13 protein-coding genes and 2 pseudogenes are annotated in these 16,680 nt (G+C 68.5%); 9 read left to right on the top strand and 6 right to left on the bottom strand.

Annotated elements, in window-relative coordinates:
• Positions 1–45 precede the first annotated feature (45 nt).
• Together MVF96_RS04350 and purL are read right to left on the bottom strand one after the other, a co-directional pair.
• Positions 46–417, bottom strand: a complete 372-nt coding sequence (locus MVF96_RS04350) for a CD225/dispanin family protein (protein ID WP_247451375.1) — start codon at positions 415–417, stop codon at positions 46–48.
• A gap of 146 nt (positions 418–563) precedes the next feature.
• Complete coding sequence (gene purL, locus MVF96_RS04345) at positions 564–2,858, bottom strand: phosphoribosylformylglycinamidine synthase subunit PurL (RefSeq protein WP_176455858.1); 2,295 nt, start codon at positions 2,856–2,858, stop codon at positions 564–566.
• A 199-nt stretch (positions 2,859–3,057) separates the two neighbouring features.
• On the opposite strand from purL, the gene eccA reads away from it, so the two are divergent.
• The 3 genes from eccA (at position 3,058) to MVF96_RS04330 (ending at position 5,886) form a co-directional block, all read left to right on the top strand.
• Positions 3,058–4,839, top strand: coding sequence for a type VII secretion AAA-ATPase EccA (eccA, locus tag MVF96_RS04340; protein ID WP_247451373.1), 1,782 nt, complete (start codon positions 3,058–3,060; stop codon positions 4,837–4,839).
• Positions 4,840–4,903: 64 nt separating this feature from the next.
• Positions 4,904–5,332 (top strand): hypothetical protein, encoded by a 429-nt coding sequence (locus MVF96_RS04335; protein ID WP_247451372.1) that lies wholly within the window; start codon positions 4,904–4,906, stop codon positions 5,330–5,332.
• Positions 5,333–5,346: 14 nt separating this feature from the next.
• The gene (locus tag MVF96_RS04330; RefSeq protein ID WP_211538448.1) at positions 5,347–5,886 is read left to right on the top strand and encodes a hypothetical protein; all 540 of its coding nucleotides are present in this window, start codon (positions 5,347–5,349) and stop codon (positions 5,884–5,886) included.
• Positions 5,887–5,898: 12 nt separating this feature from the next.
• Here the strand turns inward: MVF96_RS04330 and MVF96_RS04325 are convergent.
• The 3 genes and pseudogenes from MVF96_RS04325 to cysD all read right to left on the bottom strand — a co-directional run bounded on the left by MVF96_RS04325 (position 5,899) and on the right by cysD (position 9,539).
• Positions 5,899–6,677: pseudogene (locus MVF96_RS04325) on the bottom strand (3'(2'),5'-bisphosphate nucleotidase CysQ).
• 37 nt (positions 6,678–6,714) lie between these two features.
• Positions 6,715–8,577 (bottom strand): adenylyl-sulfate kinase, encoded by a 1,863-nt coding sequence (gene cysC, locus MVF96_RS04320; protein ID WP_247451370.1) that lies wholly within the window; start codon positions 8,575–8,577, stop codon positions 6,715–6,717.
• On the bottom strand, positions 8,577–9,539 hold the full coding sequence (cysD, locus tag MVF96_RS04315; RefSeq protein WP_247452054.1) for a sulfate adenylyltransferase subunit CysD: 963 nt from the start codon (positions 9,537–9,539) through the stop codon (positions 8,577–8,579). The genes cysC and cysD overlap by 1 nt, the downstream gene beginning before the upstream one ends.
• A 62-nt stretch (positions 9,540–9,601) precedes the next feature.
• Here cysD and MVF96_RS04310 point away from each other — a divergent pair, with 62 nt between their 5' ends.
• The 6 genes and pseudogenes from MVF96_RS04310 (at position 9,602) to MVF96_RS04285 (ending at position 16,014) form a co-directional block, all read left to right on the top strand.
• A complete protein-coding gene (locus MVF96_RS04310; RefSeq protein ID WP_247451368.1) occupies positions 9,602–10,531 on the top strand; it encodes an IclR family transcriptional regulator in 930 nt (309 codons plus the stop codon).
• A 121-nt stretch (positions 10,532–10,652) separates the two neighbouring features.
• The gene (locus tag MVF96_RS04305; protein WP_247451366.1) at positions 10,653–11,126 is read left to right on the top strand and encodes a hypothetical protein; all 474 of its coding nucleotides are present in this window, start codon (positions 10,653–10,655) and stop codon (positions 11,124–11,126) included.
• A 720-nt stretch (positions 11,127–11,846) separates the two neighbouring features.
• Positions 11,847–12,770, top strand: coding sequence for an enoyl-CoA hydratase (locus MVF96_RS04300; RefSeq protein WP_247451364.1), 924 nt, complete (start codon positions 11,847–11,849; stop codon positions 12,768–12,770).
• A gap of 1 nt (position 12,771) precedes the next feature.
• A complete protein-coding gene (locus tag MVF96_RS04295) occupies positions 12,772–13,938 on the top strand; it encodes an acyl-CoA dehydrogenase family protein (RefSeq protein WP_247451362.1) in 1,167 nt (388 codons plus the stop codon).
• Positions 13,939–13,943: 5 nt separating this feature from the next.
• Positions 13,944–14,912, top strand: coding sequence for an acyl-CoA dehydrogenase family protein (locus tag MVF96_RS04290; protein WP_247452053.1), 969 nt, complete (start codon positions 13,944–13,946; stop codon positions 14,910–14,912).
• Positions 14,909–16,014 (top strand): annotated as a pseudogene (locus MVF96_RS04285) (acyl-CoA dehydrogenase family protein). Before MVF96_RS04290 ends, MVF96_RS04285 begins: the two are co-directional and overlap by 4 nt.
• Positions 16,015–16,021: 7 nt before the next feature.
• On the opposite strand, the gene MVF96_RS04280 reads toward MVF96_RS04285, so the two are convergent.
• Positions 16,022–16,651: a TMEM175 family protein gene (locus MVF96_RS04280; RefSeq protein ID WP_137810185.1), complete on the bottom strand. Its 630-nt coding sequence runs from the start codon at positions 16,649–16,651 to the stop codon at positions 16,022–16,024.
• Positions 16,652–16,680: the final 29 nt, after the last annotated feature.

Raw genomic sequence — 16,680 nt, 5'->3', positions numbered from 1 at the left:
TTCGAGAGAGCCGAGGCCCGTCCGAGGACGGCCCTCTCGAAACGCTCAGTACGTGGACGTGGTCGCGGAGGCGCCGAGGAGGATGACGAAGAGGACGACATAAACGATGATGATCAGGACCCAGATGATGACCGACGAGATCGCACTCCACATCGCCCACTTCTTCGCCTCGTCGGCCGCCTTCTGCGCACCGGCGTAGTCGCCGGCGGCCCACAGCTTGCTGACGGAGGTCGACTTCACGATCGACACGATCCCGAGCGGCAGACAGCAGAGCACCGTGGACAGGATCGCCCACACGAGGTTGTTGTCCGGTTCCGGGCCGGCCGGATTCCCGCCCGGGAACCCGCCGTACGGCTGCTGTCCGTAGCCACCCGCGCCGTAGTTCGGCGGCTGGTTCGGATCATTGGGGTAGCTCATCTGCGCCCTTTCGACTCGGTCAGAGAACTCCAGGAGCGTAACCGTTCATCACCGGGCGCGACATGCCTGGAAACGATATTGATTCCATTGACATACAACGGAATCCTCGCAGGCCGGACCGTTGCGTGATGCAACTACGGCGTGTCCTAGACCGTGTCGCCGAACAACCTCGGGAGGGTGCCCTCGTGCGCCTCACGGAGTTCGGCGAGGGGCACCGAGAAGTAGTCCTGGACCTCGACGGCGTCGCTGCCCTGGTCGACCACACCGATGCGTGTCCACGGCATCGAACGCGCGTCGAGCATGGCGGTGAACCGCGATTCCTCGGTGCGCGGGACCGCCACGAGCACGCGCCCGGCAGACTCGGAGAACAGCCAGACGAACGGGTCGGCGTCCTCGGGCAGCAGGACGCGGCACCCGGTCTCGCCGGCCAGGGCCGCCTCGACGACGGTCTGGATGAGGCCACCCTCGCTGAGATCGTGTGCCGCGGAGATCAATCCGTCGCGGGACGATGCGGACAGGATCTCGGCGAGCAGACGTTCGCGTTCGAGGTCGACCTGCGGCGGGACGCCACCGAGGTGGTCGTGACTGACCTGGGCCCAGATCGAGCCGTCGAATTCGTCGCGGGTCTCACCGAGCAGGATGAGTGTCTCACCGGGTTCGGTGCCGATGCCGGTCGGGATGCGGCGGTGCACATCGTCGATGACGCCGAGGACGCCCACGACCGGGGTCGGCAGGATGGCCGTCGCACCCGTCTGGTTGTAGAAGCTCACGTTGCCGCCGGTGACCGGGATGCCGAGCTGGGCGCAGCCGTCGGCGAGCCCCCGGACCGCCTGCTGGAACTGCCACATCACCGCCGGGTCCTCCGGGGAACCGAAGTTGAGGCAGTTGGTCACGGCCTTCGGCGTCGCCCCGGACACCGCGACGTTGCGGTAGGCCTCGGCAAGCGCGAGCTGCGCGCCGCGGTAGGGATCGAGGAAGGTGTAGCGGCCCGACGCATCGGTCGCCAGTGCGATGCCGCGCCCGGACTCCTCGTCGATGCGGATCATCCCCGAGTCGGCGTGCTCGGCCAGGACGGTGTTGCCGCGCACGTAGCGGTCGTACTGGTCGGTGATGAACTTGCGGCTGCACAGCGCGGGCGAGGCCAGCATGGCCAGCAGCGTCTCGCGCAGCTGGTCGGATGTGCTCGGGCGCTGCAGCGGTTCGGTCGTCGACGCGATGACGGTGTCCTGCCAGTCGGGCCGGGCGACGGGACGCTCGTAGACCGGACCGTCGTGGGCGACGGTGCGCGGCGGCACGTCGACGACGGTCTCGCCGTGCCAGGTGATGACCAGCTGATCGCCGTCGGTGACCTCGCCGATGACGGTCGCGAGCACATCCCACTTGCGGCAGACCTCGAGGAACTTTTCGACGTTGTCCGGGGTCACGACGGCACACATGCGTTCCTGCGACTCGCTGGAGAGCACCTCCGCCGGGGTCATGCCCTCGGCGCGCATCGGCACCTTCTCCAGGTCGATGTGCATGCCGCCGTCACCGGCTGCGGCGAGTTCGCTCGTGGCGCAGGACAACCCGGCACCGCCGAGATCCTGGATGCCCACGACGAGTCCGGCGTGGTAGAGCTCGAGGCAGCACTCGATGAGCACCTTCTCGGTGAACGGGTCGCCGACCTGGACGCTGGGCAGCTTCTTGCGGTTCGGACCCGAGCCCTCGGAATCGTCGAAGGTCTCCGACGCCAGGACCGAGACACCGCCGATGCCGTCGAGCCCGGTGCGTGCACCGAACAGGATGATCTTGTTGCCCGCGCCCGAGGCGAAGGCCAGGTGCAGGTCCTCGGTGCGCAGCACGCCCGCGCACAGCGCGTTGACGAGCGGGTTGCCCGCGTAGCTGGCGTCGAAGACGGTCTCACCGCCGACATTGGGCAGGCCGAGGGAGTTGCCGTAGCCACCCACGCCGCGCACCACACCGTCGACGACGCGCCGGGTGTCCGGGGCGTCGGCCGGGCCGAAGCGCAGCTGATCCATGACCGCGATCGGGCGTGCGCCCATGGCCATGATGTCGCGCACGATGCCACCGACTCCGGTGGCGGCGCCCTGGTACGGCTCGACGTAGCTCGGGTGGTTGTGCGATTCGACCTTGAAGGTCACCGCCCATCCGTCGCCGATGTCGACGACGCCGGCGTTCTCGCCGATGCCGGCCAGCATGCTCGCGCGCATCTCGTCGGTGGTGGTCTCACCGAAGTAGCGCAGGTGCACCTTCGACGACTTGTAGCTGCAGTGCTCGGACCACATGACCGAGTACATGGCGAGCTCCGCGTCGGTGGGCCGGCGACCCAGGATCTCGCGGATGCGCGCGTACTCGTCGTCCTTGAGACCGAGTTCGCGGAAGGGTTGCGGATGGTCCGGGGTCTGGGCAGCGGCTGAGACGGTATCCACCTGGGCACTCACCCGGACAAGTCTAGGCGTGCGCGGGCGGTTGCGGCCGCCGGGGCGCCTCGGGTGCGCACCCTGGGAGATCTGCGACGGATGTCACGCCGGTCTAGCGATACTCTGTCTCCGGCGACCGCCCCCGGGGTGTGTCGTCGTGGTACCCGGGGAGAACGGTTCGGGGTCGGTGTGCGCCGATGGGACGACACAGGGGGAAACGATGGCCGATGTCCGCAAGGCGAGGGCACTCTTCGAACTCGGCGTCCTGTCCCTGAACATCCCGGTCGAAGGTCAGGAACCGGTCGACAATCCCGCTCAGGCCGCCAAGGCCTTCACTCGAGCGACCGAATGGGACCCGGCCCTGGGCGACGCCTGGATCGGCCGGCTGGCCTGCGGCGACAGCAGCAATGAGGTCCTCCTGGGCCTCTATCGTGCCCGCGGGTCGATCGGCGCGGAGCAGCGCCGGCTCGGGCTCCCGCCCGGCACGATCGCGGGGCGCTGGTACACCGGGATGCTGATCGACTTCCCGGCGTCGAATGCCGTCGAGGCGACCGCGGCCTACGCGGCCAGTCTGGTCCGCGGCGCGGACTTCGCCGGTGCGGAAGAGGTCCTCGACGAGGTACCCGCGGCGCACCGCGTGCCGATCGTGGATTTCGTCCGCGCGTTCCTGCACTTCGCCACCCAGCGCTGGCCCGACGTCCTGACCTCGCTGACCAGGTCCGACCGGTGGAACGACCCGTACATGCAGGCCGTCGCCGACTTCATGGCCGGGACGTCGTGCGTGCATCTCGGCATGCACGGCGAGGGCATGCGGCGCCTGCAGAACGCGGTCGACGGCCCGATCCCGTCCTGTTCGACGCAGGCGATCTTCGTCTACGGCCTCGCGCTGCGCGAGCAGGGCCACGAGGAGAAGGCGAAGTCGATGTTCGAGCAGGCCTACGCCCGTGACCCGTCGCTGACCGGCGCGGCCGACGCCATCCGGTCGCCCTCCTACCGGATGCCCCCCACGACGCCCGAGCAGATCGCCGAACGCACCGACCGGTGGGACCCGAAGTCGGTGCCCGATCGCGCCGAGTCCCTGGTGTCGGCCTCCGGGGACCCCGCCGAACAGAATTCGCTGGTGACCGAGGCGCAACGGGAACTGGCCGAACAGATCGGGCTCGAGTCGGTCAAGCAGCAGGTGGCCAAACTGCAGTCCACCGCGACCCTGGCGAAGGTCCGCGCCGACCGCGGGCTGTCGACGTCGGCCCGCAGCCTGCACCTGGCTTTCACCGGACCGCCCGGCACCGGCAAGACGACCGTGGCCCGCATCGTCGCCAAGATCTACTGCGGCCTCGGCTTCATCAAGTCCGACAAGGTCGTCGAGGCCACCCGCCGCGACATGGTCGGTGAACACCTCGGCAGCACCGCCATCAAGACCGCGGCGCTCATCGACTCCGCGATGGACGGCGTCCTGTTCATCGACGAGGCGTACACGCTCATCCAGCAGGGGCTGTCCGGCGGCGACGCGTTCGGTCGCGAAGCCGTCGACACCCTGTTGGCCCGGATGGAGGACGACCGTGACCGGCTGGTCGTGATCATCGCCGGCTACGACGCCGAGATCGATCGGTTCCTCGCCTCCAACGACGGACTGGCGTCGCGCTTCGCGCGCCGGGTGCGGTTCGACTCCTACACTCCCGACGAGCTCGCCCGCATCGCTGATTTCATTGCGCGCAAACGTGATTCGTCGTTGACGCGGGAGGCGATGCTCGAGATCGAGCAGGCGTGCGCTCCGCTGTACCACGACGTCCGCGAGCATCAGGGCACCGCGCGGCGCGCCACCGATCTCGCCGGCAACGGCCGTTTCATCCGCAACATCATCGAGGCGGCCGAGGAGGAGCGCGAGTTCCGGCTCAGCACCGCAGGCGACTTCGACTCACTCAGCCAGGACGACCTGATGCGCATCGAGACCACGGATGTCCGGGCCGCCATCTCGGGCGTGCTCTCCGGCCTCATGCGCTGACCGCACCCCATCCCATCCCGCACCACCGGGTCACCACCCGGACCGCTTCCCGAGGAGTTCCGTGATGTCTGTTCCCGCCCGCCGATCCCGCCCCGCGGAGCTGGCCGCGGGCCTGTCGATGGCCGCGATGATGATGCTGGCGATCGGTGCGTGTTCGTCCGACGACGCCGCGCCCGCGCCTTCACCCGACAGCGCGGTCGCGACCACGAGCGCCACCGAGACGAGCAGCCCCGCCACATCTGCGGACAGCAGCCGGGCCAGTGCGTCACCGTCGCGCGGCTCCGAGTCCGGTTCCGATACCGGGTCCGGCTCCGCGTCGACCATGACGTGCACGGAGTTCCGCGAACTCGACGATGCCCGGCGGGCGGCGGTCCTGACCGATCTGGACGTGACCGACAATGTCCAGCAGGTGGCCACCGTGGCGGCGACGGTCTGCCTGACGCGGCCCGACGACACCATCTCCGCTGTCGTCGCCGAACTCCTCCCGCGCTGATAGTTTCACCAGCTATGAGCAACAGTCCGTGGGCCCTGCTGCACGGGCCGCTGTTCAGTCGGGACAACCCGCTCGAACGCAAGCACGCCGCGCCGCGCATCAGTGCCTACATCTACGGCAACATCCTGATCCTGGCCGTGCTCATCCCGTTGCACGTCGAGGACGACTTCGTCGGTATCGCGATCCTCGCGGGCACCGCCGCGTCGACCTTCATCGCGCACGTCTTCGCCGAGGGCGTCGCCCGGCGCGTGTCCGACGGCAAGGTCGAGCCGACGCGATCGGAGGTACTCGGTCATCTCCGCGACTCGGTGCCGATCCTGACCTCGGCGCTCCTACCTTGCGCGATCCTGCTGCTCGGTCTGATCGGCTGGATCGAGCCCCGCACCGCCCAGCTCGTCGCGGAGATCGTGATCCTCCTGCGCATCGGCGGCACGGTCTTCGTCATCGACCGGCTCAACAACGAACGACCGAGTCGGGCAACGCTGTTCAGCTCCGGCGCGGTCACGCTGGTGGCGACCGTGATCGTCGCGATCAAGGTCGTGGTCACGCACTGAGGCGCTCGGACGTCAGCCGCCGGCACCCTCGGTGGTGACAGTGAGGATCGCCTCGGTGAACTCCGGCCGGCAGATGACGAGGTCGGGCAGGTAGGTGTCCTCGTTGTTGTAGACGAGGGGCGAACCGTCGATCCGCCCGCACCACAGACCCTTCGCCTTCGCGACGGCGACCGGCGCGGCCGAATCCCACTCGTATTGGCCGCCCGCATGGACGTAGGCGTCGGCCTCGCCGCGCACCACCGCCATCGCCTTGGCCCCGGGGACCCCATCGGCAGCACCTCGCCGGCCATCGCCGCGGCCACCTCGTCGGCGAACGCCGGTGGGCGCGAACTGCTCACGACGACGCGCGGGACCCCGGTCCGGGGCCGGGACGCCAGGCCTTCCACGGGCTCGACGGTGGAACCGTCGTCGAGGTAGGTCACCCCGAGGGCCGGCAAGGCGACCGCACCGGCGATCAGCCCGTCGTCGGCCGACCACAGCGCGACGTGCACGGCCCAGTCGCTGCGGCCGCCGCCGGGTTCGTAGGTGCCGTACTCACGCGTGCCGTCGACCGGATCGATGATCCACACGCGCGACGCCGACAGCCGCGACTTGTCGTCGGCCGACTCCTCGGACAGCACCGCGTCGTCCGGCCGCTCCTGTGCGAGACGCCCGAGGATGAACTCGTCGGACCGGCGGTCGCCCTCCTGACCGAGCTCTTTGCCCGTCAATCCGCTGGAGCGTCGGATGTCGAGCAGGAGTTCACCTGCAGCGGTGGCCAGTTCACCGGCCAGGGCACGATCGTCGGTCACGGGGTTTCCTCTCGGTCGGAATACCGGACGGCTGCACTCACAGACCCAGGTTACGCAGAACCAGGTCGGCGACCTCGGACGGCGGGCCGTCGTCGGGGGTGATGTGCAGTTCCGGGTCGGACGGACGCTCGTAGGGCGAGTCGATGCCGGTGAACTGGCTGATCTCCCCCCGCCGCGCGCGGTCGTACAGCCCCTTCGGGTCGCGTCGTTCGCATTCGGCGAGCGGGGTGTCGACGAAGATCTCGTAGAACGGCAGCCCGCGCTCGGCGTGGATCTCCCGGGCCCGCTGCCGTTCCTCGGCGAACGGGCTGATGAGCGAGACGATCGCCACCGAACCCGAGTCGGCGAACAGCGCCGCCACCTCGCTGGTCCGGCGGATGTTCTCCCGACGGTCGTCGTCGGAGAAGCCAAGATCCGAGTTCAGGCCGTGCCGCAGGTTGTCCCCGTCCATCAGGTACGCCGGACGCCCCTCGGCGACGAAGCGCCTTTCGAGTTCGACCGCCAGCGACGACTTCCCGGAGCCGGACAGACCGGTCAGCCAGATCGTCGCACCGCGGTGCGCACGGTGCTCACGGCCGACCTTCGTCGCCTGCCAGACGACATGACTGTCGTGACTCACCGGCGCCGTGATCATCCCCGCAGCGACCGTCCGATTCGTGGCCTCGTCGATCAGGATGAAGCTGCCCGTGTCGCGGTTGCGCCGGTACGAGTCGAAGGTCACCGGCTCCTGGGTGTGCAGGGTGACGCGCCCGATCTCGTTGAGCGACAATCCCTCCGCGTCCTCGTCGCGGTGCAGCGAGTTGACATCGAGGCGATAGTTGAGCCCGTTGACCTGCGCGCGGGTCAACCGGGTTCCGCAGAGCAGCTGATACCGGTTGCCCGGTCGCAGTTCGGCGTCGTCGGCGAACCAGCACACCATCGCGTCCAGGTCGCGTCCCACGTACGGCCGGTTGTTGGGGCGGGCCAGCATGTCGCCGCGCACGATGTCGATCTCGTCGGCGAGTTCGACGGACACGGCCATCGACGCGAAGGCCTCGTCGACCGGCTGGCCGCCGGGCGCCCAGATCTCGGTGATGGTCGTGCTGAAACCGCTGGGCAGGACGACGATCTCGTCGCCCTTGGCGAGTACACCGCCGGCAACGGTGCCCGCGTAGGCGCGGTGGTCGGCGCCGTCGCTGCGCTGCGGCCGGATCACGTACTGGACGGGCAGACGGGTGTCGATCAGGTTGCGGTCGGAGGCGATGTAGACGTGCTCGAGATGATTCAGCAGCGGACGCCCCTCGTACCACGGCATCGCCGCGGACTGTTCGACGACATTGTCGCCCCGCAGCGCCGACATCGGGATGAACGTCAGGTCGACGACGTTGAGCTTGGTCGCGAAATCGACGAAGTCCGCGCAGATCTCGTCGAACCGCTCCTGCGACCAGTCGACGAGGTCCATCTTGTTCACACAGACCGTCAGGTGCGGGATGCCGAGCAACGACGACAGGAACGCGTGCCGCCGCGTCTGCTCGAGCACGCCCTTGCGCGCGTCGATCAGGATCATCGCGAGATCGGCAGTCGAGGCACCGGTCACCATGTTGCGCGTGTACTGCACATGGCCGGGGGTGTCGGCGATGATGAACTTCCGCCGGGGGGTGGCGAAATACCGGTAGGCGACATCGATGGTGATGCCCTGCTCGCGTTCGGCGCGCAAGCCGTCGGTGAGCAACGCGAGGTTCGCGTACTCGTCGCCGCGCTCGGCGCTGGTGCGCTCGATCGACTCGAGCTGATCGGTGAAGATCGCCTTCGAGTCGTAGAGGAGCCGGCCGATGAGTGTCGACTTGCCGTCGTCCACCGAGCCCGCGGTCGCCAGACGCAGCATCTCGGTCGCGCCGCCGGCGGCGATGAGGTCGCCCATCAGAAGTAGCCTTCCTTCTTGCGGTCTTCCATCCCCGACTCGGAGATCCGGTCGTCGGCGCGCGTGGCGCCCCGCTCGGTCAGCCTCGTCACCTCGATCTCCTCGATCACCTTCATCACGTCGTCCGCGCCCGACAGCACGCAACCGGTGCACGTGGCGTCGCCGACGGTGCGGAACCGGACCGTCTCGGTTCGCACCTCCTCACCCGGGAGTTCCTGCAGGAAGCGGGTTTTCGCGAGCAGCATGCCGTCGCGCGGGATGACCTCGCGCTGGTGCGCGTAGTAGATCTCGGGTAGATCGATGTCCTCGGCCGCGATGTACTGCCAGATGTCGAGTTCGGTCCAGTTCGACAACGGGAAGACCCGGATGTGCTCGCCCTTGGCGTGCCGTCCGTTGTACAGCCGCCACAGCTCGGGCCGCTGCTCGCGGGGGTTCCATGCGCCGAACTCGTCTCGGAAGCTGAACACGCGCTCCTTCGCGCGCGCTTTCTCCTCGTCGCGCCGGGCGCCGCCGAACACCGCGTCGAACCGGTTTTCGGTGATGCCGCGCAACAGCGCCGCCGTCTGCAGCCGGTTGCGGCTGGCACCCGGCCCGGTCTGTTCGACGACCCGTCCGGCATCGATGTCGTCCTGTACGGAACTGACGAGCAGGCGGACCCCGGTCTCGGCGACCACGCGGTCGCGGTACTCGATCACCTCGTCGAAGTTGTGCCCGGTGTCGACGTGCATGAGCGGGAACGGGATCGGCGCCGGCCAGAAGGCCTTGCGGGCCAGATGGAACATCACCACCGAGTCCTTGCCGCCGGAGAACAGCAGCACCGGGCGCTCGAAGGTCGCGGCGACCTCGCGGAAGATGTGTACCGATTCGGCCTCGAGCGCCGCGAGATGCGAGAGCTCGTAGCCGTGATGACGACGACGTCCGTCGTCGGCGTCGTCGGGACGACGTCCGTCGTCGGCGTCGATGGTGATGGCCACCGGAGCAACCCCCTTGACATGTCGAATATTCGACACTATGTGTTGACAATGTGACACAAACCGTAGGTGACTTCTCCGACGCGCGTCAACCGGCACGCGCGGCGTCGCCACCGACCGCCCGGGTCGTCCGCATCGTCGAACTCCTCGCCGACGCCGAGCAACCGTCGCTGACGCTGGCCGAGATCGTGCGTCAGACCTCGATGTCGCGCGCCACCGCGCACGCCGTCGTCTCCGAACTCGTCGACTGCGGATGGCTGATCCGGGACCCGTCGGCAGGCACCTTCGGCGTCGGACCGGCCTTCGTCGGCCTCGTCCGGAACGCCGACGGCGCGGACCACCTCGTACGGTGGGCGGCATCTGCGGCGCGCGACCTGTGCGAACGGTTCGACATCCCCTGTTTCGTCGCCCGGCGGACCTCGGCCGACGGGGTGACCCTTGCGTCGCACGCCTTTCCGCCCCACCTGGCACCGGAGACCGCGCAGCATCCCTGGTTGCGAAACGGCAGCCGCATCCGGCTCCGCCCGCCGATCTGTCGGGAGTTCATCGCCTTCGACCCGGACGACGCCCGGTCGAACTGGATCGGCCAGGCCGCCGAGTCCACCCGCACCCGGCTGGGCATGGTGCTCGACGTCGTCGCCGAACGCGGCTACTCGATCGAGCGCATGACCGACGACCACGTGGCGATGATCGAGGCCCTGAGCTCCCTCGACACCATGTCGGACACCCTGCGCGCGCGGGTCGGCGACCTGCTCACCGAGCTGTCGGTCATCGATTACCTGCCCGAGGAGATCGACGCCTGCGCGGCCGGCAGCACGGGGGTACCCGTGGTCACCATCGGCGCCCCCGTCTTCGACGCCGCCCGTCGGGTGGTCGCGGCCATCGTCGTCTGCCCGAACACCACCCTCGACGTCGACGAAGTGCGCCGACTCGGCGAGGCCACGCGTGCTGCCGCCGACGGGATCTCGAGTCATCTCAGCTGAGGGCGGGTCGACCGAACGAATGAACACTGCGCCCGGAAATACCCACGAAACGGACTCCCCTGCGGAAAACTGGCCGGTGATCACGACACGTCATCGTCGCCACCAGCAAGGGAGTCGAGATATGCCCAGCACCAAGACGATCACCCGGTTGGCCGCCGCCGCCATCGCTCTGACCTCGGCTGCCGGGCTCGGCGTCGCGGCCACCGGCGACGCGAACGCGGTGTCCCGCGAGTATCCGCTGTCGACCTGCGTGGGCCTCAGCCCGAACGTCGTCGACGTCCCGTTCCTGGCGCGACGCACGATCGTGAGCACGTATGCCGGCAACGCCTACATCGCCGCCGACTTCACCAGCTACTTTCCCGGCGGCTACCAGTCCTCGGCCCGCCTCGACTGGCACAACCTGGCCACCGGCAAGCGCGGCTCGAAGGTCAGCAACGTCCGCGTGAACCCGCCGTACCAGGGCGTCCACTACTTCGTGATCCCCGTCAACCAGATCGGCAAGGGCCGGGTGAACGTGACCTTCGGCGCGGTCAACCGGAACGCGCTCTGGAGCGTGCCGTCCACGAGCTGCAGCGGGAGCATCGTCATCCCCTGAGCCGGACCGCCACCGATGACTTCCGGGGGCACCCAACCGCCCCCTAATCCGAAAGAAGCGACCCCATTGCTCCCTGAGGTGTGAGGAGCGATAGCGACGAGCCACGAAGGGCCTGGTGAGACAGGTTGCGGAGCCCTTCGTGGCTCGCTTCGCTCGCACCTCAGGGAGCAGAGATGTGGACGCTTAAGAGTGTTCTTTCGTAGTCCACGCAAGACCTGCAACGCTGCCGGCCCGACACAACGGCGCCACTTCGACGGAACTTGCGCTGCCCCGACATGTGACCGGCAGACTTCAACTCGACTCCTAGACCTCGATCGAAGTCCAGGAGTCGAGTTGAAGTTTGCCGGTCGCCGGCCTGGCGGCCGTCGTGGACTACGCAGCGAACGCTCGAGAGCGTTCTGTTCATGCTCCCTGAGGTGCGAGTGAAGCGAGCCACGAAGGGCCATGTTCGATGCTCGCCTGCCCTTCGTGGCTCGTCGCTTGCGCTCCTCACCTCAGGGAGCAGGGGTTATGTGTTCTTTAGGGCTAAACAGCAGAGGAAACATCGAATGGTGATCGTCGCCAACATGTTTCGCGAGTTCGCCGAGATGATGCCGACGACAGCCGCCTCCTAAACGGCCGGATCCGGGAGTTCACCTATCGCTCCACACCGCACTTCTGACCCCGGCGATCACCGACACCGACTACCAACCAAGCACTTGCTAGGTTAGTCTCGAGGGCATGAGTGACGCCGTCATCCCACCTGCGCTCGGACCCGACGATCTGGGCCCGGACACCTCACCGGTCGCCTACGAGACCGGCGGCCCCGACGGCGCGGTGGCCTATGTGACGCTGAACCGCCCGGAGTACCGCAACGCGCAGAACTCGGTGATGACCTATTCGCTCGACGCCGCGTTCCGCAAGGCCGTCGACGACGCTTCGGTGAAGGTGATCGTGCTGCGGGCGAACGGCAAGCACTTCTCGGCCGGACACGACATCGGCACCCCCGAACGCGACTTCGACACCTACTACGAGAACGCGGCCGTCCTGCACTGGGACCACACGGACAAGACCGGTGCCGACCAGCGTCTCGCCCGCGAGATGGAGGTGTACATGGGGATGTGCCGCCGCTGGCGCGACATCCCCAAACCCCTCATCGCCCAGGTCCATGGCGCGTGCATCGCCGGCGGTCTCATGCTCGCCTGGATCTGCGACTTCATCGTCGCCTCCGACGACGCGTTCTTCTCGGACCCGGTCGCCCGCATGGGCATCCCCGGCGTCGAGTACTTCGCCCACGCCTTCGTGCTCGGCCCGCGCCGGGCGAAGGAGATCCTGTTCACCGGTGAACGTTTCACCGCGACGCAGGCGGCCGACTGGGGCATGGTCAACCACGTCGTCCCCCGGGACGCCCTCGAGACCAAGGTGAACGAGATCGCCGAGAAGGCGGTCGCCATGCCGATGCAGGGGCTCTTCCTGAGCAAGAAGGCCGTCAACATCTGCGAAGACCAGATGGGACTTCGCAACTCGATGGACTCGGTGTTCGGCTGGCACCACTTCGCGCACGCGGCGAACTCCGAGGCGGGTGGCGACTCGCTCGGCGGGATGGACGCGAAGTCGATGAAGGCGTCGGCCTCGACCGGCACCGCCGCGGGATCGGGGAGCTGACATGGACCTGCTGTTCGACGACGCCGCCGACGACTTCCGCGCCGAGGTCCGCACCTGGCTGGCCCATCATGTTCCGCGCGAACCGCTTCCGTCGATGGACACCGCCGAGGGATTCGAGGCGCACCGCGAGTGGGAGCGAACGATGGCCGCCGACCGGATGTCGGTCGTCAGCTGGCCGGAGGAATACGGCGGCCGCGATGCCCCGCTGCTGCACTGGGTCATCTTCGAGGAGGAGTACTACCGTTCGGGTGCTCCCGGACGCGTGAGCCAGAACGGCATCTTCCTGCTCGCACCCACCCTGTTCGAGCACGCGAGTCCTGCTCAGCTGGAACGCATCCTGCCGCGGATGGCCAACGCCGACGACATCTGGGGTCAGGCGTGGAGCGAACCCGAGGCCGGCAGCGACCTCGCCTCGCTGCGGTCGACCGCCGTTCGCACCGACGGCGGCTGGCTGCTCAACGGTCAGAAGACCTGGAGTTCGCGGTCGAGTTTCGCCGACCGCGCCTTCGGCCTCTTCCGCACCGACAAACAGGCACAGCGCCACAAGGGTCTCACCTACTTCATGTTCGACCTGCGCAGCGAGGGCGTGACCGTCCGGCCGATCGCACAGCTCGACGGCGAGGCCGGGTTCGCAGAGCTGTTCTTGGAGAACGTCTTCGTCCCCGACGATCCGTCGAATCCGGGCGAGTCGGGTGTCATCGGCGAGGTGGACAACGGGTGGCGGGTCGCGATGAGCACCGCCGCCAACGAACGCGGGCTGTCGCTGCGCGCACCCGGCCGGTTCCTGGCCACCACCGACCGCCTCGTCGAACTGTGGCGGTCGAACCGGGATGACGTCCCGTCGACGGCGAACACCGATGCGCGCGTGGCGGATGCGTGGATCGGGTCACGAGCCTACGAGCTGTCCACGTATCAGACGGTGAGTCGTCTCGCGGCCGGTGGTTCGCTCGGCATGGAGTCGTCGATCAACAAGGTGTTCTGGTCGCAGTGGGACATCGCCGCTCACGAGACCGCCCTCGACCTGCAGGGCCCGGCCGCCGAGCTCGACGACCGGTGGACCGACGGCTACCTCTTCTCGTTGTCCGGGCCGATCTACGCGGGTACCAACGAGATCCAACGCAATGTCATCGCCGAGCGCCTGCTCGGCCTTCCCCGTGGAGATCGGTGATCATCATGGACTTCCGACTCTCCGACATCCACACGGACCTCGCCTCGACGGTGGACGCCATGCTGGGCAAGGCCGACATGCCGACCGCCACGCGCGCCTGGGCGGCCGGTGACCGCGCGGCCGTCGCCAAGGTCTACTCACAGCTGGCCGACGCGGGCATCAGCGGACTCCTGATCGACGAGTCACACGGCGGCAGCAGCGCCGGGGCCGTCGAGATGGTCGTCGCCGTCGAGCAACTCGGACGCCACTGTGCCCCGGGCCCGATCGTCGAGAGCGTCGCCGTGCTGCCGATCCTGCTGCACGACGCCGACGTGTCGGGCCCGCTCAGCGACCTCGCCGAGGGGCGGCTGGCGACCTGCGCGATCGGACCGCTCCAGCCGTTGGCCGCCGACACCGCCGCCGCCGATGTCTACCTCGTCGAGGACGGAGTGCTCTCGCGGGCCACCGTGCAGAGCACCGAGCCCTCGGTCGACAGCACCCGGACGTTGTCGCGGGTCACCGCCGGCGACGTCCTGGCCACCGGGGTCGATGCGTCCGACGCCGCGGACGCAGGTGCACTGGCCACGGCCGCGCAGCTGCTCGGCCTGGGTCAGGCGATGCTGTCCATCGCCTCGGAATACGCGCAGTCGCGCAAGCAGTTCGGCCGACCGATCGGGTCGTTCCAGTCCGTCAAACATCATCTCGCCGACGTGGCGATCGCCATCGAGATGGCCCGCCCCCTCGTTCACGCAGCCGCCCTCGGCGTCGACGGCCAGGTGCCGGAGGGCACCGACGTCTCGCGCGACATCTCGGCGGCGAAGGTCGCGGCCGCCGAGGCCGCCGACCTGTCGGCCCGCCGCTCGCTGCAGGTGATGGGGGCGATCGGGTACACCGCCGAGCACGACATCTCGCTGTACATCACCAAGACCCGGGCGCTGCTCAACGCCTGGGGCTCCCCCGCCGTGCACCGCCAACGGATCCTGGAGACGCTGTGACCGTCAGTACCGGCATCGAAAGCCCGGCCATCGGCGCGGAGGAACGGGAGGCACTCGTCGAGGCGGTGCGGGATCTCCTGCGTCGCCGGGGCGATTCGACCACGGTCCGCGCGGCCATGTGCGCTCCCGGGCGCATCGACTCGACCCTGTGGCAGACGCTGTGCACCGAGATCGGGGTCGCCGCGCTTGCTGTCCCCGAGCGATTCGGCGGTGCCGGGGCGGCATGGATGGAGTCGGCCGCGGTGCTCGAAGAACTGGGCGCCGCACTGAGTCCCGTCCCCGCGCTCGGCTCCGCACTCGCCACCGGCACGATCCTGCTCGCGGGTGACGACGACGCGTCGTCGCGACTTCTGCCCCCCTGGCCGCCGGCGAGCGGACCGCGGCGGTGTGCTGGGCCGGTGAACGCGGCTGGCAGACCCCCGGTGTGCGTGCCGACGCCGGACTCCTCACCGGGACAGCCCACTTCGTCGTCGACGGCGAGTCGGCCGACGTGCTCCTCGTGCTCGCGGCCGGCCCCGGGACACACCTGACCCTGCACGAGGTGACCGCCGATGCGGACGGCGTCTCGGTGTCGCCGATGCCCGTCCTCGATCCGACCCGGGCGCTGTCCTCGGTGCGCTTCGACGAGGTGGCGTCCGCGGCGATCCCCGCGCCGGACGATCTCGCGTCCCGGCTCCGTGCGCTCGCCTGGGCCCTGCTGTCCGCCGAGCAGGTCGGGGGCGCGCAGCGAGCGCTCGACCTCACGGTCGAGTACACCAAGTCCCGCAAGCAGTTCGGGCGCACCATCGGCTCGTTCCAGGCCCTCAAGCATCGGATGGCCGACATGTACGTGCTGGTCGAGACGGCGCGGTCGATCTCCCGCGCCGCCGTGGCCGCCCTCGCCGCCGACGACCCGGATGCCGCCGATCTGGCGCTGGCCGCCCACGTGTACTGCTCCGATGCCTATCGTCGTGTCGCGGGCGAGGCCATCCAGCTGCACGGCGGCATCGGCATCACCTGGGAGCACGACATCCAGCTCTTTTTCAAACGCGCACAGGCCACGTCGCAGATGTTCGGTGCCCCGCACACCGCGGTGACCGAAGCGGCCCGCGCACTGCGCTGACCCGACCTCAGTGTCGCCGCGGCCGCCACCGGGCGAGCAACCGCTCGACCGGGTCGGTCAGCAGCAGTAGGAACAGCGGCAGATTTCCGCTGCGCGGGAACACGATCGCGACGCCCAGCGCGACCGCGAGGATGATGAACGTGGCGACTCCGCTCGACGAGGCGACCCATCGGTCGGTGGCGTCGTCGTCGGCGAGCAGTTCCCGGTGCCGACGACCCCATTCGGCGATCGCGATGAGCGAGCCCACCGAGACGGCCAGCACACCGATGTAGAGGATGTTGGCCTGCTCGATGTGGGCGCCGTCGATGAGGGCCGTCGCGAAGGGCAGCGCCACGATCGTGAGCAACCAGATGAAGTGGAGGTTGATCAGCGTGCGGTCGTAGGCGCGGAAGTACTCCATCGTCTGATGGTGCTGGCGCCACAGGATCCAGATGACGCCGAAACTGATGATGAAGCTGACCAGTTCGATCGAGTTGTCGGACACCACGTCCGCGACCGACGAATCCTCGCGCAGGTCGTTGGCGATGTCGACGAGCGGGAGCACCAGCAGGGTCAGCGCGATCGCGACCACCGCGTCGGCGAATGCGATGAGCCGGCTCAGTCCCTCTGCCGACTGTCGGTTCTCCGGTTCTGCCATGCGAAGCACTGTAGAACGACCGACGGGCG

It is taken from the genome of Gordonia hongkongensis (genome assembly GCF_023078355.1).
Taxonomy (GTDB): domain Bacteria; phylum Actinomycetota; class Actinomycetes; order Mycobacteriales; family Mycobacteriaceae; genus Gordonia; species Gordonia hongkongensis.
This window is presented reverse-complemented; position numbering and strand designations above follow the sequence as displayed.

Bases quoted from the DNA above. Each gene is read 5' to 3' on its own strand.
- MVF96_RS04305 (WP_247451366.1), top strand. From the start codon at position 10,653: ATGCCCAGCACCAAGACGATCACCCGGTTGGCCGCCGCCGCCATCGCT.
- MVF96_RS04335 (WP_247451372.1), top strand. From the start codon at position 4,904: ATGTCTGTTCCCGCCCGCCGATCCCGCCCCGCGGAGCTGGCCGCGGGC.
- MVF96_RS04330 (WP_211538448.1), top strand. From the start codon at position 5,347: ATGAGCAACAGTCCGTGGGCCCTGCTGCACGGGCCGCTGTTCAGTCGG.
- MVF96_RS04300 (WP_247451364.1), top strand. From the start codon at position 11,847: ATGAGTGACGCCGTCATCCCACCTGCGCTCGGACCCGACGATCTGGGC.
- MVF96_RS04290 (WP_247452053.1), top strand. From the start codon at position 13,944: ATGGACTTCCGACTCTCCGACATCCACACGGACCTCGCCTCGACGGTG.
- cysC (WP_247451370.1), bottom strand. From the start codon at position 8,577: ATGGGCGACCTCATCGCCGCCGGCGGCGCGACCGAGATGCTGCGTCTG.
- MVF96_RS04280 (WP_137810185.1), bottom strand. From the start codon at position 16,651: ATGGCAGAACCGGAGAACCGACAGTCGGCAGAGGGACTGAGCCGGCTC.
- MVF96_RS04350 (WP_247451375.1), bottom strand. From the start codon at position 417: ATGAGCTACCCCAATGATCCGAACCAGCCGCCGAACTACGGCGCGGGT.
- MVF96_RS04295 (WP_247451362.1), top strand. From the start codon at position 12,772: ATGGACCTGCTGTTCGACGACGCCGCCGACGACTTCCGCGCCGAGGTC.
- eccA (WP_247451373.1), top strand. From the start codon at position 3,058: ATGGCCGATGTCCGCAAGGCGAGGGCACTCTTCGAACTCGGCGTCCTG.